At 64.9% G+C, this 19,940-nt stretch carries 17 protein-coding genes; 9 read left to right on the top strand and 8 right to left on the bottom strand.

Features of this window, described 5'->3' with window-relative positions; genetic code table 11:
- Window positions 1-12 precede the first annotated feature (12 nt).
- On the bottom strand, window positions 13-2,550 hold the full coding sequence (locus AC07VI_RS08125) for a TonB-dependent receptor (protein WP_099419830.1): 2,538 nt from the start codon (window positions 2,548-2,550) through the stop codon (window positions 13-15).
- A 306-nt stretch (window positions 2,551-2,856) separates the two neighbouring features.
- On the opposite strand from AC07VI_RS08125, the gene AC07VI_RS08120 reads away from it, so the two are divergent.
- The 6 genes from AC07VI_RS08120 to AC07VI_RS08095 all read left to right on the top strand — a co-directional run bounded on the left by AC07VI_RS08120 (window position 2,857) and on the right by AC07VI_RS08095 (window position 9,896).
- Window positions 2,857-3,762 carry a GGDEF domain-containing protein gene (locus AC07VI_RS08120; RefSeq protein WP_086144458.1) on the top strand — a complete coding sequence of 302 codons (906 nt, stop codon included), beginning with the start codon at window positions 2,857-2,859 and terminating at the stop codon, window positions 3,760-3,762.
- Window positions 3,762-4,787, top strand: a complete 1,026-nt coding sequence (locus tag AC07VI_RS08115; protein WP_086144459.1) for an AraC family transcriptional regulator — start codon at window positions 3,762-3,764, stop codon at window positions 4,785-4,787. The genes AC07VI_RS08120 and AC07VI_RS08115 overlap by 1 nt, the downstream gene beginning before the upstream one ends.
- Window positions 4,788-5,050: 263 nt before the next feature.
- Window positions 5,051-6,445, top strand: a complete 1,395-nt coding sequence (locus AC07VI_RS08110; RefSeq protein WP_086144460.1) for a class I SAM-dependent methyltransferase — start codon at window positions 5,051-5,053, stop codon at window positions 6,443-6,445.
- A 2-nt stretch (window positions 6,446-6,447) separates the two neighbouring features.
- Entirely contained in the window at window positions 6,448-7,791 is a 1,344-nt protein-coding gene (locus AC07VI_RS08105) for a sensor histidine kinase (protein ID WP_086144609.1), read from the top strand.
- A gap of 1 nt (window position 7,792) precedes the next feature.
- Window positions 7,793-8,890, top strand: a complete 1,098-nt coding sequence (locus tag AC07VI_RS08100) for a hybrid sensor histidine kinase/response regulator (protein ID WP_492994348.1) — start codon at window positions 7,793-7,795, stop codon at window positions 8,888-8,890.
- Window positions 8,883-9,896, top strand: a complete 1,014-nt coding sequence (locus AC07VI_RS08095; protein WP_086144462.1) for a response regulator — start codon at window positions 8,883-8,885, stop codon at window positions 9,894-9,896. The genes AC07VI_RS08100 and AC07VI_RS08095 overlap by 8 nt, the downstream gene beginning before the upstream one ends.
- 13 nt (window positions 9,897-9,909) lie before the next feature.
- Here the strand turns inward: AC07VI_RS08095 and AC07VI_RS08090 are convergent, their stop codons facing one another.
- Complete coding sequence (locus AC07VI_RS08090; RefSeq protein WP_492994346.1) at window positions 9,910-10,560, bottom strand: energy transducer TonB; 651 nt, start codon at window positions 10,558-10,560, stop codon at window positions 9,910-9,912.
- 59 nt (window positions 10,561-10,619) lie between these two features.
- Complete coding sequence (locus AC07VI_RS08085) at window positions 10,620-11,147, bottom strand: SRPBCC family protein (protein ID WP_086144464.1); 528 nt, start codon at window positions 11,145-11,147, stop codon at window positions 10,620-10,622.
- 215 nt (window positions 11,148-11,362) lie between these two features.
- Here AC07VI_RS08085 and AC07VI_RS08080 point away from each other — a divergent pair, with 215 nt between their 5' ends.
- Window positions 11,363-12,148 carry a DNA/RNA non-specific endonuclease gene (locus AC07VI_RS08080; protein ID WP_086144465.1) on the top strand — a complete coding sequence of 262 codons (786 nt, stop codon included), beginning with the start codon at window positions 11,363-11,365 and terminating at the stop codon, window positions 12,146-12,148.
- Between the two features lie 24 nt (window positions 12,149-12,172).
- On the top strand, window positions 12,173-12,427 hold the full coding sequence (locus AC07VI_RS08075; RefSeq protein WP_086144466.1) for a nucleotidyltransferase family protein: 255 nt from the start codon (window positions 12,173-12,175) through the stop codon (window positions 12,425-12,427).
- A gap of 31 nt (window positions 12,428-12,458) precedes the next feature.
- On the opposite strand, the gene AC07VI_RS08070 is transcribed toward AC07VI_RS08075, so the two are convergent.
- From AC07VI_RS08070 to AC07VI_RS08050, 5 genes are all read right to left on the bottom strand, one after another.
- Window positions 12,459-13,058, bottom strand: a complete 600-nt coding sequence (locus AC07VI_RS08070) for a hypothetical protein (protein ID WP_086144467.1) — start codon at window positions 13,056-13,058, stop codon at window positions 12,459-12,461.
- Complete coding sequence (locus AC07VI_RS08065; RefSeq protein ID WP_139842396.1) at window positions 13,055-13,909, bottom strand: hypothetical protein; 855 nt, start codon at window positions 13,907-13,909, stop codon at window positions 13,055-13,057. Before AC07VI_RS08065 ends, AC07VI_RS08070 begins: the two co-directional genes overlap by 4 nt.
- Window positions 13,910-14,000: 91 nt before the next feature.
- A complete protein-coding gene (locus AC07VI_RS08060; RefSeq protein WP_492994342.1) occupies window positions 14,001-16,865 on the bottom strand; it encodes a M16 family metallopeptidase in 2,865 nt (954 codons plus the stop codon).
- Window positions 16,866-17,019: 154 nt separating this feature from the next.
- A complete protein-coding gene (locus AC07VI_RS08055; protein WP_492996329.1) occupies window positions 17,020-17,937 on the bottom strand; it encodes a sensor domain-containing diguanylate cyclase in 918 nt (305 codons plus the stop codon).
- A gap of 160 nt (window positions 17,938-18,097) precedes the next feature.
- On the bottom strand, window positions 18,098-18,997 hold the full coding sequence (locus AC07VI_RS08050; RefSeq protein WP_099374393.1) for a sensor histidine kinase: 900 nt from the start codon (window positions 18,995-18,997) through the stop codon (window positions 18,098-18,100).
- 290 nt (window positions 18,998-19,287) lie between these two features.
- Here AC07VI_RS08050 and queE point away from each other — a divergent pair, with 290 nt between their 5' ends.
- On the top strand, window positions 19,288-19,923 hold the full coding sequence (gene queE, locus AC07VI_RS08045) for a 7-carboxy-7-deazaguanine synthase (RefSeq protein WP_086144471.1): 636 nt from the start codon (window positions 19,288-19,290) through the stop codon (window positions 19,921-19,923).
- Window positions 19,924-19,940 lie beyond the last annotated feature (17 nt).

Here is a 19,940-nt window from a genome sequence, read left to right as displayed (position 1 = left end):
TATTGATCATCATCAGAAGGCGCTCGCTTTCAGGCTCACTTTGAACGTGCGGCCGTATTGTTCGTTCTGCACGTTGTATTGCTTCGTGCCCTGGTAGACATAGTATTTCTCGTTGTTCAGGTTGGCCGCTTCAAGGACCACTTGGAACTGCTTGTTGATCTGGTACGACAGCGAGAAATCGAGCTGCTTCTGGCTGTCCACGATACGGTCCTGGCTGGGGTCGAGGATATCGTTGCCCATTTCCAGCAGGTAGGGCGACTTGTAGTTGAGTGCCAGGCGGGCGCTGACGGGCCCCGTTTCATAGCCCAGCATCACATTCATCACCTGGTTCGACTGGCCCGGCAGACGGATGTCGCGGCTCATCTGTTGCTTGCTGGCCTTGTCATAGCGGCCGATCTGCGCGCTCGAGGTGCTCAGGGTGCCGTTGACGCCGACGAGCAGCTTGTTGAACGGCGCCGGCAGCATGCGCAGCGGCTGCATGTAGGCCAGTTCGATGCCTTTCACTTTGGCCGCGTCGCCGTTCGCATACGAGGTGGCCGTCGTGTAGCCCGTCCATTGGCCCGTGCCGGCCAGGTTGGTCGTGTACGTAAAATTCTTGATGTCCTTGTAGAAGCCGTAGGCCGACATCACGCCGTCGTTGCCCAGGACTCTTTCGATACCGAGGTCCAGGTTGTTGGCTTTCAAGGGTTTCAAGTCCGGGTTGCCGATCACGGCTTCCGTATTGCTGGCCAGGCTGATGCCGGGCGCCAGCTGGCTGAAGTTGGCGCGCACGACGGCTTGCGTCCACGCGGCCCGCACGCTGGTTTTTTGATCCACGTCATAACGGGCTTGCAGGTTCGGCAGCCAATTGGTGTATGAACGTTCGCGCGTCAAGGCCGTGGCCAACCCGGCGCTGTCCACCTGCGAGCCGGCCGCCTCGAAACTGGTGCGTTCGGCGCGCACGCCGCCCAGGATGTGCCAGGCGTCGAAGTCGTAGCTGTTTTGCACATACATGGCGTTGATGTCTTCATGCATGCGGTAATCGTTGATGATGGACTCGGTGGCCAGGCGCGCCTTGTCACGGTCCAGTCCGGCGACCCTGGCGCGTATCAGGGCCGGGTCCAGCGCCACGCCGATGTTGCCCAGGTCGTAGTCGAGATGGTGGCCCTGCACGAAGGCGCTCATCGAGGTGGAACCGGCGCCCCAGTAATTGCCGCTGGAAGCCTTGCTGCTGTTATACGCCCATTGATCCGTGTCATTGGTTTTTTCGCGGCGGCTGACCTTGGCGCCGAATTTCAGGGTGGCGATGTCGAACTTGCGGGCCAGGTCGATGCGCGCATGGCGTTCATTGTCCTTCGAATAGCGCTTTTGCAGGGTGATGGCGTTCAGTGCATAGCCGGCCGGGTCGTACAGCGAGGCGGGGCCGCTCAACAATGGTTGCTCGGTGCCATGGAAGCTGATGCCGTTAAAGTTGCTGAGGCCGCGGAAGCGGCCGTCGTTCAAGGACTCCGGCGTGTCTTCCGTGGCGCGGCTCAGGCCGCCTTTCACGTCCAGGGTCCAGTCGCCCGATGTCTGCTGCGTGCCCAGCACCAGCGAGCGCACCTGCTGCGTGTACTTGCGCTGGCGGATGCGGCGCTCGGCGCGCGCGCTGGCCGTCTGGTCTTCGGCCAGGCTGCCGCCCGCGATATTGCTGATGGTCAAGCGGTCGCGCACTTCATCGTCGGAAAATTCGCTCACAAAAGAGCGCAAGAACCAGCTGTTGCCCGCCTCCGGGCGGTAATCGAGGTTGACGGCCAGGGCGCCGCGCTTGCGCACGGGCAGGTAGTCGCGCAATTCCAGAGCCGACAATTTGCCCTTGCTCCAGGCGCCGCCTGTTTCCACGTCATCGGAGCCGAACGAGCGCTTTTCCGCGCTCAGGCCGGCGGCCACGCCCAGTTTGCCATCGAGAAAGCGCTGGGCCCACAGGGCGCCGCCGCTGGGGCTGGTCTTGCCCGTCTTTTCATCATGGCTGGCGGCCACGTTGGCCGACAGCAGCTTGCCTGGCAAGTCGAAGGCGGACAGCGACTTGACTTCGACGGTGGCGCCCAGCGAGTTGGCGTCCATTTCCGGCAGCAAGGTTTTCGAGACTTCCAGGGTGCGGATCAGGCCGGCAGGCAGGATATCGAGCGCCACGGCGCGGCGCCCCGCTTCCGGCGACGGCACCAGCGCGCCGTTGATGGTGACCGCGTTCAGGTCCGGGCCCAGGCCGCGCACCGTGATGTAGCGGCCTTCGCCCTGGTCGCGCTGCACGGACACGCCCGGCAGGCGGGCCAGCGCCTCGGCCGCGTTTTTATCGGGCAAGCCGCCGATATCGTCGCTGCTGATGACGCTGATGATGTTGTCGGCTTTCTCCTGTGCGGCGATGGCGTTGCGCAGGCTGGCGCGCTGGCCGCTGACGACGACGGTGGCGCCGGGCTGGCCATCCGCATCCTGCGCTTGCGCCTGGCTGGCGCCGCCGAAGACGGCCATGACGGCCAGGGCCACGGCCGTCAGGCGCAGCGGGGAAGGGTAGGAAGTGTGCATGGTTTTCATGAAGGGCTCGGTGAGGGGGAAGGAACCGGGCGGATTCTAGGCAGCAAATATGACGGTTGCGTGACAGGCCAGGGCTTGCTGCCCTGAAAACAACGGCGCGTGAAGGCTTTCCAGCCGGAAATGAAGCGTGGTGAGCTGAAATGACCGGTCTGCTGCGGGCGCGCGGGGCGCGGCATGCCGTATTTGCATGACGGCAACTCGTAATGGTGAGCCGTTTGCACCTGCCGCACGGGTGCGCGGCGTGTCATCGTGCCGTCATGGGCGGGCGCTATCGTGGCGGCAGCACCACTTTTAAAGGTTTTCCCCATGCTGCCATTGCACCGTAACAGCCTGATTGCCGCCGCACTGGCGCTGCCCCTGTTTTTTTTGCTGTACGCCACCCTCGGCCATCCGAAACCAGTTGCCATCTGGAAGTGGATGGACATCGTCTGCGAAGGCGGCACGGCCGTCATGGCCGGCGTGTGGTTCCTGTTCACCCTGAGCAGTCGTCCTGGGGGAAGGGTGACGAGCCTGATCGCCGGCGGCCTGTGCGCCATCATGCTCGGTTCCTGGGCCGATTGCCTCGACGAATTCTTCGCCGTCGACAAGCAGGACGTGTGGGATAACTGGCTGGAAGCCTTGATTCCGTTCGGCATGCTGGTGCTGACCATCGGCATGTATTACTGGCGCCAGGAACAGTTCCGCCTGAACGAACACCTGCAAAAGCGCGAGCGCCTGTTCCGCGACCACCGCGCCTTCGACCGCATCACCCAGCTGGCCGACGCCAGCTATCTGCGCACGCAGATGCGCCTGGAGCAGGAACGCCGGCCCGGCCTCGATTGCGCGCTGGTCTTGCTCGACATCGACAGCTTTCACCTGATTAACCGCGAATACGGCCACCGCGAAGGCGACCGCGTGCTGCAAGCCGTGGGCCACATGCTGCTGTTGAACTTGCGCAATGACGATCTGCTGTGCCGCTACGCGGGCGACCGCTTCGCCGTGCTGATGCCGGGCGTGGCCCGCGAGGACGCGGCTGCCAGGGCGCGCCACCTGTGCTATATGGTGGGGCAGATGCGCCACCACGCCAACGACAACCGCGAAATCCGCCTGAGCCTGCGCCATGCCTGCTCGCTCACCGACGGCGTGCCGGAAGTGGTGCTGGCCGAACTGAGCCGGGCCGTGGAAACGCCGCGCCCGGGCGCCAGTCCCGGCCCCGCCACCGCGCCTGCCTGATGCAGCTGAATCAGGCGGGCGACCCCGGTATCGCGGCGCGGCACCAGCCGGCGCTGGTGCTCGACTATGCGCGCAGCCGCGACCTGGCCATGGCGCCGCTGCTCAAGGGCACGGGCCTGGACGACGGCCCGCTGCCGTCCGAGGAAAGCCAGGTCAGCGCCGCGCAATACCTGCAGCTGCTGGCCAACGTGGCGCGCGGCCTCGACAGTGCCGACACGAGCTTCATGCTGGGCCAGCAAATGCTGCCCGGCCATTACGGCGCCGTCAGCCACGCCCTGCTGCAGGCGCAGAACCTGCGCCAGGCCCTGGCCATCCTGTGCGATTTCCATACCTTGCTGTGTCCGCTGCTGCAACCGCGCTTGCGTGTGGCGGGCGACATGCACGTCTTGTACTGGACAGATGCGTTCGGCGCACCGAGCCAGCTGCCGTTTCTGGTGGAAATGCACATGACGGCGCTGGCGGCCATGTGCCGCTGGCTGGCCGGCGAAGCGCTGCCGTGGCGCTTCTGTTTCAACCGTGCCCGTCCGCGCCACGTGGAGCAGCACGAAGTGCATCTGGGCCTGGCGCTGCGCTTCGATTGCCAGGTCGACGCCATGCTCATCGATTCCGCCTGGCTCGACAAGCCCTGGCCGCGCGGCAACGCGACGGCCGCGGCGCTGGCCCTGCGCGCGGCGGCCCTGGCGCCCGTGCCCGCCGCCAGCCTGCTGGGCGCGCTGTACGACTATCTGCTGGCGAACATCCGCTGCGCGCCCACGCTGGAACGCACGGCGCAGGCGTTCGGCGTCAGTCCCGCCACCCTGAAACGCCACCTGGCGCGCCATGGCACGCATTTCCAGGCCGAGCTGGACCAGGTGCGCGCGCACCAGGCCATCTACCTGTTCCAGGCCCATGGCTACGACAACGACGCCGTGGCCGCCTATCTCGGCTTTCATGATGCCACCAACTTCCGCCGCTCGTTCAAGCGCTGGACGGGGCAGACGCCGCAGTTGCTGCGGCACGCATTGGCCCTGTTTGTCTCTGGTTGAACGGGGGCGTTGCGCGCAGGCGCCATGCCAGGTGGTTCCAGAGGGAACAATTGCCCGTTCTGCCACATCCATAGTACACTCGATCAGAGAGCGGACAGACGCGCTGCGAGGCGCTCCGGCACGGCGTCACGCGACGCCGCGACACCGCCATCGCGATGGCGGGCCGGCGGCAGACAACCGGTTTGCCGTGCCTTAACCCCGCCCGGAAACTGGCGCGCCCAGCATGGCGCGCCGGAAGCCGGGCAACTTGATAATGCTCAATCGTGTATTCACAATCGCAGATCGATCCAGTCGTCAGTTTCCGCAACACCCAGGGTGAGGCGGTGCGCGGCACGATTTTCAACTTGCAGCGCAATTCGCTGGTCATGGAAATCTACAATCCCTACTCGATTGTGCAGGTCAGCGAGGTGCTCAACGAGCTGACGGTGCGCATGGGGGCGAAAAACGCCTACGTGGGCAAGGCCGTCGTCATCAGCAGCGTCAATACGGGCCTGACGGCCATCGTTTCCGTCACCCTGATCGACGAATGGCGTGAACTGAGCGACGTGGTGGTGGTCAAGGGCGCCGTGTTGAAAGAGTCGAGCGCCTTTGTCGCCGGCTGGGGCGAGCGTTTCCGCATCCGCCGCGATTACCAGATCGTCGTCAATGAAATGCGCGCCTTTTTGTCGGAAGTGTCGCGCTGGGTCGAGCAGGTCGACTTGTCCGACTCCCTGCCGAAGGAAAACGGCCGCCTGCGCCCCGACGTCTTCGACGAGCTGGCCCTGCCGCTGATGGAGCAAACCCAGCTGTACCTGCGCCAGCTCGAGGTGGAGGCGTCGCTGGTCGAGGAAGAGCGGGCGCCGGCCCACCGCGCCTTCGCCCAGGCGGCGCTGCACCCGCTGATCCTGCGCGCGCCGTTCGTCTTCCGGACGTTTACCAAGCCGCTCGGCTATGCGGGCGACTACCAGATGGTCAACCAGCTGCTGGACGATCCGCGCCAGGGGCCGAGCACGTATTTCCAGATCGTCAACGCGGCCTTTCTGCAGGCGGCCGTGGCCACCGCGCACCGCAACCGCATCGATATCCTGACGGAATTCCTGTCGCAGAAGGCGGCCGCGGCGCGCGCTGCCGGGCGCGTGTATAAAGTGCTCAACGTGGGCTGCGGCCCCGCCATCGAGGTGCAGCGTTTCCTGGAAACGTGCCCCGATGCGCAATGGCTGGCCTTCGAGCTGGTCGACTTCAGCAGCGAGACGCTGGACTGGACGCGCGCGCGCCTGACCACCATCATGCAGCGCACGGGAAGAGTGGTGGAGATCGACTACGTGCACGATTCCGTGCACAACCTGCTCAAGCGCCGCCATGGCGCGGGCGCGACGGGCTTGCCCGGCAGTTTCGACGCCGTGTATTGCGCCGGCCTCTTCGACTACCTGTCCGACAAGGTGTGCGCGCGCCTGCTGCTGCACTTCGCTTCGCGCGTGGGACCGGGCGGGCGGCTGCTGGTGACGAATGTGCATGCCGACAATCCGGGCAAGTTCGGCATGGAGCATTTGCTGGAGTGGCATTTGATCTATCGCAATGAGGCGGGCTTGTCGGCCCTGCTGCCCGAACATGCGACGGAACCGACAATCTATGTCGACGCCACGGGCGTGAATGTTTTTGCGGAAGTGAGCATACCCTGATGATGGATAATCCAGGCCTGCACGCCGGTTACACGGCTGTTTTGCGCGATTTCCGCCTGGAATTTAGCCGCGGCGGGGCCTACACGGGCATCGTGCTGATCCTGCTGGGCATGGGCCTCGATTCGGCCCTGTATCCGGACATGCAGTCGGCTTTCACCAGCGCGCGCATCGTCGTGTCCGCGCTGATCTTTTGCGTCGTGCTGGGCATGCGCACGCAGTGGGCGCAGGACCGCATCCAGGGCCTGACCTTCGTGTGGCTGATCCTGCCGCAGATCATGATCGCGTGGATGATCGCCGTCACGGAAGGCGCCACCTCGATCTATTACGTGGGCATGACCCTGGCCATTTATTCGTCGGGCATCGTGCTGGCCTTCGGCCTGTGGCAGAACATGGTCTTCGGCGCCATTTCCTGCCTGCTGTACGTGGCCGCCTGCGCCTGGCATGCGGGCGGCTTCGACTTGCCGGGCACGTTTGTCGTCAATTGTCTGTTCCTCATCATGTCGGCCAGCATCAGCGCCGTCTTTACCTATTTCAACGAGCGGGCCCGCTTCATGCTGTTCCAGCTGAAGGCGGAAGTGGCGCAAAAGAACACGCAGCTGGAAGAAACCAACAAAAGTCTGGCCGATATCAAGGGGCAGATGCTGCAGCAGGAGAAAATGGCCGCCATCGGCACCCTGGCCGCCGGCATGCTGCATGAAGTGAATAATCCCGTGAATTTCTGCATGATGGCCATCGAGGTGGCCATCGAAGATCCGGCCGCTAAGCAGAGCGCCCTCGTCAGTGAATGCCTGGCCGACGCCAAGCAGGGCATGCTGCGCGTGCAGCACATCGTGTCGGACTTGAAAACCTTTGCCTACCGCAAGAGCGGCAACCAGCTGGAAACGGGGCACTTCCAGTTCCGCAGCGCGCTCGAGGCGGCCATCCGCCTCGTCGGCCACGAAACGAAGAATGTCAGCATCAGCCACGACTTGCCGGTCGACACCCTGGTGCGCGGCGACGAGGCGGCCATCGTGGGCGTGCTGATCAACTTGCTGGGCAATGCCGTGCTGTCCATGCGCAAGGGCAATGCGCCGCCGTTCGAGATCCACGTCACGGCCCGCTGGGACGACAACCGGCTGCGCATCTGCGTGCGCGACAACGGTCCCGGCATCGCCCCGGAAAACCTGGCGCGCGTGTTCGAACCGTTCTTCACCACGCGCGAAGTGGGGCAGGGCCTGGGCCTGGGCCTGAGCATCAGCTATGGCGTGATCGAGCGCCACGGCGGCACCCTCTCCGCCGAAAGCGAGCTGGGCGAGTGGGCCAGCATGAATTTCGACCTGCAGCGCTCCGATTGGGAGGGCCGCTAGCATGGACAACGATAGCCGCGCCTGCGTGCTGTACGTGGACGACGAAGCGCTCGCCTGCAAGTATTTCGAGCGTGCCGTCGGCGCGCGCTACCGTGTGCGCACGGCGCAGAGCGTCGATGCGGCGCTGGCCCTGCTGGAAGACGAGGCCGCCCACGTCGACGTGCTCGTCACCGACTACCGCATGCCGGAGCGCCTGGGCAGCGAATTGCTGCAGGAAGTGGCGCAGCGTTATCCGCATATCGTCTGCATGCTCGTCACCGCCTACGCGGACAAGGACGTGCTGCTGGAACTGATCAACGGCGGCACCTTGTTCCGTTTGCTGGAAAAACCGCTCGACCTGGCTGCCATGCAAACGGCGCTGCAGCTGGCCGTGCAGACGGGGCGCGAGCGGGCCGCGCGGCGCCAGGGCCTGGTGGCGATGGAAGAATCGCTGGCCTTTCTTGCGCATGAATTGAATACGCCGCTGGCGGCCATCGCCAATTTTGCGCGCGGCATCGAACGGCGCGCGCAGGCGGCCGGCGCGCCCCAGGCCGAGATCGGCGAGGCGGCCGCCCTGATGCACGGCAATGCCCGCTATTGCCTGTCCGTGCTGGCCAGCTTTGTCGACACGGTGCGCCTGGCCAGCGCCGGACCCGGCATGCAGGGCGGCCGCAGCGCCGGCAGCGCGCGCCAGCTGCTGGCCGCCTTGCTCGACAGCTATCCCCTGAGCGCGGCCCAGCGCGCCGCCATCAGCGTCGAGACGGGTGAAGACTTTGCCATCGCCGAGTCGCCCAACTGCGTGGCGCTGATCGTCTCGTCCGTGCTGGGCAATGCCTTGCGCTCGGTCAATGATCAAGCCCAGCCGCAGATCAGCATCCGCATCGGCGCCGGCCACATCAAGGTGCGCGACAATGGCGCCGGCATCGCCCCCGAGATTGTCGAACAGCTGTTGATCGACCCCGTCAGTGCCAGCAGCGAAGGCGGCAAGGGCTGGGGCATGGTATTTTGCCACCGCATGATGCAATCGTTCGGCGGCAATCTCGACATCGCCACCGAGCTTGGCAGTTCCACCACGGTGACCCTGAATTTTCCAGTACATATAAGGAACGAGCATGATTGACGCCAATCTGCGTTTACCGGCTCAGCGTGAGCCGGCGCAAGGCTTGCCGACGATACTCTACGTCGATGACGAGGCCAACGCCCTCAAATACTTCCAGCGCGCCATCGCGCCGCTGGCCGACGTGCTGACGGCCACCTCGGTCGAGGAGGGCAAGCGCATCCTCGACGAGCAGGCCGACCGCATCGCCGTGCTCGTGTCGGACCAGCGCATGCCCGGCGCCTACGGCAACGAGCTGCTGTCCTATGCCTGGGACCGCCACCCGCACATCGTGCGCATCCTCACCACCGCGTATTCCGAGCTGGAGCACACGGTGGAAGCCGTCAACCAGGGGCAGATCCACCGCTACATTCAGAAACCGTGGGATATCGCGGCCCTGCGCATGGAGCTCAAGCAGGCGCTGGAACTGGCGCGCTTGCGCAATGAACATGCGCAATTGCTGCGCGAAAAGCTGATGGTGCGCCAGCGGCAAGCCGTCGCCAACCGCATCGGCGCCCTGTATGCCCTGTGCGCCAGCCTGGCCGGACCGGAACAGCAGCTGCCCGTGGAAGCGTATCTGTCGGCGGCGCTGACGGCCGGCGTCACGCCGCCCGAACCTGACTGGCTGCTGATGGATTATGCCGACCTGGTCAGTTCGGAAGCCTTCCGCAGCACGGCCTTCGGCGCCGCCGTGCGCCTGCAGCTCGACGCGCTCGAACGCGAACACGCGGGACCGGGCGTGGAGCGGGCCGTCGACATGCTGGCGCCCGTGTTTGGCGCGGCGCTGCAAAACCAGGGCGGCACGGCGCTGTTCCTCGACGGACGCCTGCTGACGGAATTCCTGGAAACGCCGACCACCGCGCCCGTTTCGGCCATCCACAGCTTCTGGCTGGCCAGCCTGCTGTGGCTGGCGCGGCGCGGCTGGTCTTTGCAGCTAAGCAAAGTGGAGCAGGGCTTGCAGGGCAAGCTGGTGCAGGCTGAACCGGCGCTCACGCCCGACCACCTGGCTGCCTGGATCGAGCAGTTCTGAGGGGCGCCGGCGCCTAGGAGTCCAGTTGCCAGACATAGCTGGTGCGCGCCCATTGCTGCAGCGGCGCGCCGTCCTGCATGGCGGGCGCGAAGCGGCAGGCGCTGAGGGCGGCGCGGGCCGCCTCGTCCAGCTGCGGGTGGCCGCTGCTGCGATCGAGCCGCGATTCCTGCACCACGCCATCGGTGCCGATCAACAAGCCCAGATACGTCGTGCCCTGCGCTCCCTGCGCCTGGGCGGCGGCCGGATAGTCGGGACGGGCGCAGTGGCGCATGTCCACGGTGGCCGCGCGGATGGCGGCGGCGCCATTGGCGAGCACGGCCGTCGGCCGCGCCGTTTCCATGCTGACGGGCAGCGCCACCCATGCCTTGCTGGCCTTGCCATCGATGCGGTAGGGCTGGAAGCGGCATCGCAGCGCCATCGCGCGCGCCGCCCCGTCGAGCCCGGCGTGGCCGCTGCTGCGCTCCACATGTGCTTCGGCGATGCTGCCATCTTCCCGCAACAGCAGGCGCAGCCGCGCCGTGCCTTGCTGCGGCGCGGCCGTGGCGGGCAGCACGACGGGCGGACAGTGCGGCGGCGGCATGGCGGCATCTGCCGCGTGGACATGGCTGGCGGCGGCCAGCAGGGCGGCGGCCGGCAGGCTGCCAGGTAGCTTGATACGGATCAAAGCATTTCCTAAAGAAAACAGGGCCGCGCGGGCCCCGTGTGCAGCGGCGGTGGGCGGGCTTAGCGTTCCGCCGCCGCCTTCAGATTGTTCAGGCCTTTTTCAAAATCCTTGCCGATCATCCGGTCCATGCTGACGAAGACCGTCATGACCTTGCTGACGTAGGGGCTGGGGCCTGTCATGGTCCAGTTCACCTTGGTGCCGTCGCCCTCGGGTGTCATGGTGAAGGTGGTGGTGTTGTGGCTTTCAAACGGTTTCAGGAAGTCCAGCTTGATGACGGTGCGTCCGGGCTGGGTCGCTTCCGTGATTTCCATGCGGCCCGCGCCCACCTTGTCATTGCCTTGCCACGCATATTGCGCGCCCTGGCCGCTGGCCGGGCCCGTGAACGTGCGGCGCATGGCGGGATCGAGTTTTTCCCACGGCGACCAGGCGGCCCAGTAGTGGAAATCCGTGATCAATCCGGCGATTTTCTCGGGCGGGGCCTTGATGGTGATTTCGCGCTGCACGCTGAAGGTGTCCGGTTTGGTGGTGGCATAACCGAGGATGGCGGCGACGACGACAATGATAAGCAGCAGGGTTTTTTTGATCATATGCTCTCCAGATCTTGAATGGTCGATGCGAACGAATCGGGTCAATCTTAGCAGAAATGAATGGCTGTGCGCGGCCGCCTGGCCTTTATTTGCGCCAGCTCCGGGCCGGGCCGCGCGCCTGCCCGTTTTTCGCCGCGCACAGGCGCGCACGCCTCGTTTGTGGCGCGGACCCGCGTCCGCTAGAATGCTGGCCTGCAAAGATTTCAGAGGGAAATATGATTCATCGATCGATCGCCAGGCTGACCCTGGCGTGCGGCCTGCTGGCGTCCGCCTTTGCCGCGAACCTGGCGCATGCCGATGCCTGCCCGGCCCATTACGTGGATGGCCGCAAGCCGGAAATCACCAACCCCAAGCTGGACGTGGCAACGAAAGAGCTGTGCTACAAGGTGTTTGGCGTGATGCACTCCGGTATCACGCGCACGCCGCTATGGTCGGCTGAACATTTGACGGCGAACAGGCTGGACGCGGCGCAGGATTTGTCGCGCGAAAACTCCTTCCATGCGGAACGCAAGCTGCCCGCCGCCCAGCGCGCCGAGCTGGCCGATTATGCGCGCAGCGGCTTCGACCGCGGCCACATGGCGCCCAACGGCGACATGCCGGACCGCCAGAGCCAGCGCGACAGCTTTACCCTGGCCAATATGGTGCCGCAAGACGCGCGCAACAACCGCTACGTGTGGGCCGGTATCGAAGGCGCCGTGCGCAAGATGGCGAAGAAGGAGGGCGATCTGTACGTGATCACGGGGCCGGCTTTTATTGGCGGCAACCTGCGCAAGGTGGGCCGCGTCATCGTGCCCAGCCATCTGTACAAGGCCGTGTACAGCCCGCGCCAGCGCGCCGGCGCCGCCTACTTCATCGAAAACGTCGATACCAAGGCGTATGAGGTGCTGAGCATTGCGCAACTGGAAGACAGGATAGGCATCGATCTGTTGCCGTCGTTGACGCGCCAGCAAAAACTGCGCATGCTGAGTTTGCCCAAGATCAATAGCAAGTCCAAGAAATAACAAGACCGTTGAAAAGGAAATCCCATGTGCGCAAAGAAATTCGTCCCGTATGCCAATGAAAGCGATGTGCTGGAAATCGGCGGCCTGACCATCGAAAACCGTGTCGACCGCATCAGCATCAGCGGCGACATCGACCTGACCCTGGACAAGCCGGGCCTGGCCCTGGCGAAACAGCTGCAAAAACTGCTGGCCGACGTGGTGGCGCAGCTGGAAAAGCAGCAATTGCCGGACCAGCTGCCGCCGCCCGAGGTGACGTCGGTGGCCAATCCCTTCGAGTGACGCCGGCCATGGCCGGGCCGCTTCAGCAGCGTCAGGCCGGGCCGGGAAGCCGCCTGAGTTGGGCCAGCAGCAAATCCCAATGCCAGATTTGCTCTGGAATGTACAATGCGCCGCCCGGCCCCGGGCGCAGCATGACTTCGCTAGCCACGCCTTTTGCCATGAGTTCGCCTTGCGCCCACTGCATCACGCGGCGCTGGCCCGTCAGCCAGCTGCGATGTTCCGGCGACAGCAGCGCCAGGGCGTGGGGCAGGCGACAAGCGAGGGTCTGCCGCAGGCGGATGAGCGCTGCTTTGTCTGTCCGTTCAAAGGCGGGTTCAAGCACGTAGACCTGGCCGGCCGCGTCGCGGACGTCATATTTATCCTGCAGATAGTCGCTGACGCGGTTTCCGCTCACCACGGTCTCGATCTGGCCTGACAGGACGTCAAGCAGGAATGCATTGACGCCGACGTAGCAATACTCGCTGCGGCCATGTACCACATATGCCTCGGCATTGGCGCGGATGATCCAGTAGTCGCCGCGTGCGGACAGGGCGCAGCACTGGATCGCGTGCTTCACGTAGTGCGGCGATTGCGGATCGCCTTCGCAGAACCGCAGTATCGTCGCTTGTGCAGCGTCAGCGCTGATCATCATTTCCGCGCACCCCGTGACCACTGCAGATAATGCAGGGCAAGCGCGATGCCGGCCATGCCGATGCTCCAGTTCCGCAGTTGCCACAGCGACGGCCCCATTTGCGCGGCATACGGTGACGTATATTTGTAGAAAAACATCTGCGCCAGGTACAGGGCGAATGCGGTGGACAGGATGCTGGCCCTGGCCAGGCGTCCCGGTGTGTTGCCCACCCACTCCGCGATCAAAATGACCGGCAAGGCAATAAAGACCAGCTTGTCGCGATGCAGGCTTGCCGGATAGATCTCGGTAATGCCCAGCACAATCGCATTGAAGCACCAGTAGGCATAGACGGCAGCGATGATGTACAGGCACGCGCCGATGCGCCGCCGGCCGCCAGGGCTGGGGCGGGGCAGTTTCGCTGATGCAAAATAAAGCCGGGCATCCTCGCGGTACAGCAGGTAGAGGAAGGTCGCGAACGCCAGTACGGCGAACGGCAGTTGCATGGCGTGGCCGCCCTGTGTCTGTGATGCGATGGCGATTATGTAAGCCATGCTTAGCGTGCCGACAATGACGTAGGCCAGGCGCGCCCACCGCTGCGCGCAGAGCAGGCCTGCGGCAATGAAAAAGTCGGCATAGCCGCCGGCTTCAAGCAGTTGCCATTGCACGCTGCCTGACAGGAAGGTGCCGGTCAGCGGGGCCTCGGGCAGGCGGCCAAACAGCAGGAAGTTAGTGATCGTGTCGCCCATGTTCATGAACAACATATAGGCGATCACGGTCACGCTTGCGGGACGCGGGCGCCGCATATTATTGTCCGCAGGCAAGATTGGCGCGGATGTCTGCGGCGGTGGGGAGTTGAGTACTTCGGATGTCATGCGGATGGACTCGTTCAGAGTTGCTGCGGCAGCGCGCGTGGCGCGGAATCCCATCCGACCGCCAGCATCGGATGGGCGATAGGGCGCCGGCTTACCTGGCGAACGCCTGCGCCGCCGGCGTCACGGTGACGGCTTCAGGCTTGATGTTCAGCTGCATGGCGCCGATCACCTTGTCTTCATCGAGCAGGGCCTGCGGCTTGTTGCCGTCGTACTTGATGGGGGAAAACGCGTCGCTGACGAGCTTTTCCTTCAGGCCGGCCGCATCCTTGGCGACGATCACCACGGACAGGTTCTTTGCCGACAGGTGCTGTTTGATGGCGCGGTTGACATCAAGCACCGTGAGTTTCGACAAGCCGTCACGCATCAGCTTGGTGAACTCGGGCGTGCCATACCATTGCGAATCGAGCGCATAACCGAGCTGCTGGTCCTGCGTCGACGTCATGACGAAGACGTTCTTCATCAGGTAGTCGCGCGTGGCGGCGAAATCGTCCTGCGTCAGGCCGTTGTCGATCAGCTTGCCCAGTTCCGTCAGGGCCACGCGCAGGGCGAAATGGGCGTTGTCCGGCGCCACGGGGCGTATCCAGATTTCGAACAGCTGCGCCTTGCGGCCCAGGTTCGGGTTCGGGAAGAACTGGTACATGCCGCGCGGGAAGGCTTCGATGTACGCGTAATCGCCGTAGTTCATGCCGCGCAGCTCGCGGATGCGCTGGTACAGATAGGAATTCGAGGCGCGGTGCTCGCCCAGCCACGTTTTCGCCAGCCACAGGGCGGGGAAGTCCGCGTGCGTGCGCGTCACTTCCAAAGGCAGGCCGAAGGAAATGGCCGTGGCGCGCGTGTTTTTCTCGATGATTTCCACTTCCAGGCCCTGCGCCTTGCGGCCAGCCGGTTTCACGGTGGCCGGCAGGCCGGGACCGGCCGGCAGCTTGCCCAGCGCCTGCGTCAGCGAGGCCGTCATGGCGTCGGACACGTCGCCGGCAATGCCGACCTTCACGGCGCCTTGCGCGTACGCCGCTTTCCAGAACTGTTTCACGTCGTCGAGGGTGATGGCGTCGATGCCGGCGAGCGTGCCCAGCACGGGGTGGCCGTACGGCGTGCCCGCATACACATTCGTCTGCAGGCGTTCCTTGGCGAATTCCTCTTCGTTATTGTCCTTCAGGTCCAGCAGCAGCGCGTTCTTTTGCGCATCCTTCAGGCGGCGGAAGTCGTCGTCGCGGAAACCCGGCGACAGCAGCAGGGGCAGGGCGATGTCGTTGAACTGGCTCCAGTTATCCTTGTGGATGGCGCCCGTAAACGTCGTCATTTCCTTGTCCGTCTGCTGGCTGAAACTGCCGGCCAGCGGGAACAGGGCCTGGTTGACTTCGTCGATCTTGCGCTCGGACGAGCCGCCCGACGCCACCATGGCGGCCGTCAGTGCGGCCAGGCCTTCCTTGCCTTGCGGGTCGTGCGCGGAACCGGCCGCAAACAGCAGCTTGTAGCGGATCTGTGGCAGCGCGGACTTTTGCACCAGCACGTCGAACTTCGCGTTCGGAGCGGCCGGCAGCAGGCTGGCCAGCTTCGGCGTGGTGGCGATGGCGGCCGCCATCGGCTGGTGCGACAGGGTGGTCACCACCAGGCCGTCGTCCGTCAGGTATTTGCGCGCGGCCGCCTGCAGGTCGGCCGGCGTGAGCGTGTCGATCAGGCGGTAGTACTGGTTGATGGTGGCGTACGAGCGGTCGAAATGCACGAACGACGCCAGGGTGCCGGCGATCTGCTCCGTGTTGTCGAGCGAGCGGATCAAGCCGTATTTCTCGGCCGACTTGGCGTCTGCCAGGTCTTTGTCGCTCACCGGCGTGTCGCGCAGCCGCGCCACGGTGGCCAATATCGCGTCGCGCACGTAGACGGCGTCGGCAAGGTTTTTCACGCGCGCGCCCAGCACGGCCAGGGTCGGGTCGACCCGGTCCGGCGTCATCTCGAACAACTGGTCGACCTTCTGCTCGTTCTGCACCAGGCGTTTATACAGGGGCGAGGTGCGGCCGAACGACAGCGACAGCAGGGTGGCCAGGGCGGCCTGGTCCTTGTCCTTGACGGAAAACGCGGGCGCGTGGAAGCCCACGGCCACCCACGGCAGGGTCGGCGTGGGCCAGGCCACGTGCTTGTAGACGGGGCCATGCGGCTTTGGCTCCACGGGCACGGCCGCCTGCTGTTTGCCGCGCTGCCATTTACTCCAGTATTTTTCCACCAGCGCGATGGCTTGCTGCGGCTCGACGTCGCCGGCGATGATGATGGTGGTGCGCTCGGGACGGTACCAGCGGTCGAAGAAGAGCTTCGAATACGCGTACTGGTTCGGCATATCTTCGATGTCCTGGATGAAGCCCATCGTCGTGTGCTTGTAGGTATGCGTCGTGTAGGCGCTGTCGCGCATCACTTCGAACAGTTTCGAGACGGGATTGGCGCTGTTCTTGTTGTACTCGCCCAGCACGGCCCGCGATTCCGTCTTGAACGCGTCTTCCGCGTAATCGAGGTGCTGGAAGCGGTCCGCCTCCACCTTCAGCACGGTTTCCAGGTCCTGTTTGGCAAACGTCGTGTGGTAATTGGTCAGGTCGTCGCTCGTATAGGCGTTCTGGCGCGCGCCGGCGCGGGTGATGATGTCCTGGTATTTCTCGGGCGGATAGGCCTTGGTGCCGCGAAACATCATGTGCTCGAAGAAGTGGGCGAAACCGGACTTGCCCGGCTCGACTTCATTGCGCGAGCCCGTCTGCACGGGAATCTGCAGCGAAACGATGTTCGGAAAGCCGGTCGGCACGATGATGATCTTCAAGCCGTTGGCCAGGGTCTTTTCCGTGGCCTTGAACGGCAGCAGGTCGGCCTTGGCGGCGGTGGCGCCGTGGGCAGCGGCCGGCCTGACGGGCGCGGCGCCCAGGTTCGACGCGGCCATGGCCGACAGGGCCAGGGCGAAAGCGGGTAATAAAGCAGGCATGATTCTTGACACGGGGGCTCCTTCTTTTTTGGATGTTATGAAAGTGCAACGCCGCAGCATAGAATATTCATGCCGCCGTGCATAGGGGCAAGGCGTTTTGGCATGAAGCGGTGGCCCCGTCAGGGCAGGCTAGGCGCGCCGCAGGGACAGGTGCTCAGGTCAGCGTCGTTTCCGGCAGGCTGATGCGGTTGCGGCCCAGATGCTTGGCGCGGTACAGGGCGCAGTCGGCCGTGTGGATCAGCTGCCCCAGTTCCGTGCCGGGGCCGGGCAGGGCCGTGGCGGCGCCGATGCTGACGGTGACGCAGGCGCCGTCGGGGCGCTTGCGCGGCAGCTGCAGCCGCTCCACGCGCTGGCGGATGCGTTCGGCCACGATGGCCGCGCCCTTGAGCGACTGGTTCGGCAGGATGACGGCAAACTCTTCGCCGCCGTAGCGGGCCACCAGGTCGTTGGCGCGCATTTCGCTGGCCACGGCGCCGGCCACCTTGCGCAGGCACAGGTCGCCGCCCTGGTGGCCGTGGCTGTCGTTGTATTGCTTGAAATTGTCGACGTCGACCATCAGCAGCGACAGCGCCTGCTGCTGGCGCTGCGCGCGCTGCCACTCGGCCAGGAGGGTGTCGTCGAAGCAGCGCCGGTTCGCCAGCCCCGTCAGGCCGTCGCGCGTGGCCAGGCGCTCCAGTTCCACGTGCGCGCGCTTTTCATCGGTCATGTCGCGCAGGGTTTCGACGACGGCGACGAGTTCGCCGTGGTTGCCGTAGATGGGGCTGGCGTCGACGGCCAGGTAGCGGCGGCGGCCCGTGCGCGGCATGTCGCACCAGTTTTCCGCGCACAGATTGTGGCCCGTGCTGTTGCGGTACTGCTGCTGCGCGTACAGGGCGCGCAGGTCGCCGCCGCGCCCGGCCAGCAGCAGGTCGGCCAGGGTGGCGCGCGCGTCGTTGTAGAAGCAGCGGCCCGGCGCGCGCATGCCCAGCACTTCGGCCGCCGGCACGCCCGTCAGCTGTTCGCAGGCGCGGTTCCAGATCATCACCCTGCCATCGACGTCGAGCACAAAGGTCGGCACGACCAGCAATTCCATCATCTTCATGGCGAAACCCTGGGCTTCGCCATAGGGCGATACGCTGGCATGATGTGCGTGGCTGTCCGGCATGTAGGCATCCTTGTAGGGCGGGGAGTGGGGCGGTTCGTTGGCCATGATGCAGCGTGGCTGGCGGCGGGTGTTGATATTGAGCAATATTTCAGCATTGGCCGGCGTTGTCCGCCGGAGGAAGCGGAAGTGGCAGGCTCAGGCGCAAGCGGGTGCCGCCGCCCGTGCGGCTGTCGATGTGCAGGCAGCCGCCGGCGCAGGCCAGGCGTTCGTGCATGCCGGACAGGCCGCAGCCCCGGCGCGCGTTCGCGGCGGGCATGCCGACGCCGTTGTCGCTGACGCACAGCTCGAGCGTGGCGGCGCGCCGGCGCAGGCTGACGCTGACGCGGCTGGCGCCCGCATGGCGGGCCACGTTGGCCAGCGCTTCCTGCAGCGCGTGGTACAGCAGCGGTTCCTGTGCGCCCGCGACGCCGTCGAGGGCGTCGCAAACGCCGTCGCACACGATGCCCGTGCTGCGGGAAAAGTCGGCCAGCAAGCCGTCGAACGCCGCCTGCCAGCCGTGTTCCAGGGCGGGCGGCCGCAAGTCGTCGATGACGCAGCGCAGGGCGGCGATGCTGAGGTCGACGTTGCGCGCGATCAAGGCCAGTTTCTGCGCCAGCTGGGGCGCCGTGGCGGCGCTGTTCGCCTGCAGCATGGCCAGGTCGATTTTCAGGGTCAGCAGGTGCTGGCCCAGGTCGTCGTGGATGTCGCGCCCGATGCGCCGGCGTTCCTGTTCGCGCGCTTTTTGCTGCTCGCAGGCGAGGCGTGCCTGCTCGGCGTCCGCGCGCAAGTGTTCCAGTGTTTGCAGGCGCGTGGCCAGGCGGTGCTGGCGCCACAGCAGCAGGGCCAGCGCTGCCAGCAGCACGGCGCAAGCCGTCGCCAGGTTCAGCGCGGTGTGCGCGCGCGCCAGCGGCGCGTCCGCCTGGCCGGCCTGCAGCGAGGCGCCCGCGCAGGCGCCGAGGCAAGCGGGAATGCCGAGCCTGGCCGGCAGACGGATGTGGCGTTGCTTCATCTTCTCGCTCCCTCAGATATTTGCCATCGGGCAATGTCATTACAGAAAATATATTGGCTTGAGGGTATTTATATTGTCTAAACGCAAAAACTGCGCAGATAGCCGCGCCAGCGTCGCATTCTTGTCCGTTTGCCGGCGCCGCCATGCGGCAGGACCGGCATTTGCACGGGATGTGTCGCGGCGGCATATAATAGAGGGTTGTCAATCGGCTTCACGCCCCCGGCCGGGTGTTTTGCGCCGGGCGCGGCCGCATCCATGCGCGATGCGCCGGCCAGCTCTTAGGAAATACAGTGACTTATAGCATCAAAGAGATTTTTTACACGCTGCAGGGCGAAGGCGCGCACGCGGGCCGTCCGGCCGTGTTTTGCCGCTTTTCCGGCTGCAACCTGTGGACGGGCCGCGAAAGCGACCGCGCCACGGCCGTGTGCCAGTTCTGCGACACGGATTTCGTCGGCACGGACGGCGAACTGGGCGGCAAGTTCAAGACGCCGCAGGAACTGGCCGCGCTGATCGACAGCCTGTGGCCGGCCAGCTATACCGCCAGCAAATACGTGGTGTTTACGGGCGGCGAGCCGCTGCTGCAGCTGGACGCGGCCCTGATCGACGCCATGCACGCGGTCGGCTTTACCATCGCCATCGAAACCAACGGCACCTTGCCCGTGCCGGCCGGCGTGGACTGGATCTGCGTCAGTCCGAAGATGGGTTCCACGCTGGTGGTGCACAAGGGTAACGAGATCAAGGTCGTCATCCCCCAGTTCCAGCAGGACCTGGCCGTCTACGAAGGGCTCGATTTCGAGAACTTCTTCGTGCAGGCTATGGATGGTCCATTGGCCGCGCACAACATGAAGCTGGCCATCGAGACGTGCAAAAGCAACCCGAAGTGGAAGCTGAGCCTGCAAACCCATAAACTTCTGCAAATTCCTTAAATAGGTAGTATTAATAC

This window comes from Janthinobacterium sp. GW821-FHT03A03 (assembly GCF_059421435.1).
Note: the sequence above shows the minus strand (reverse complement) of the source record. Positions and strands in the feature narration are given on the sequence as shown.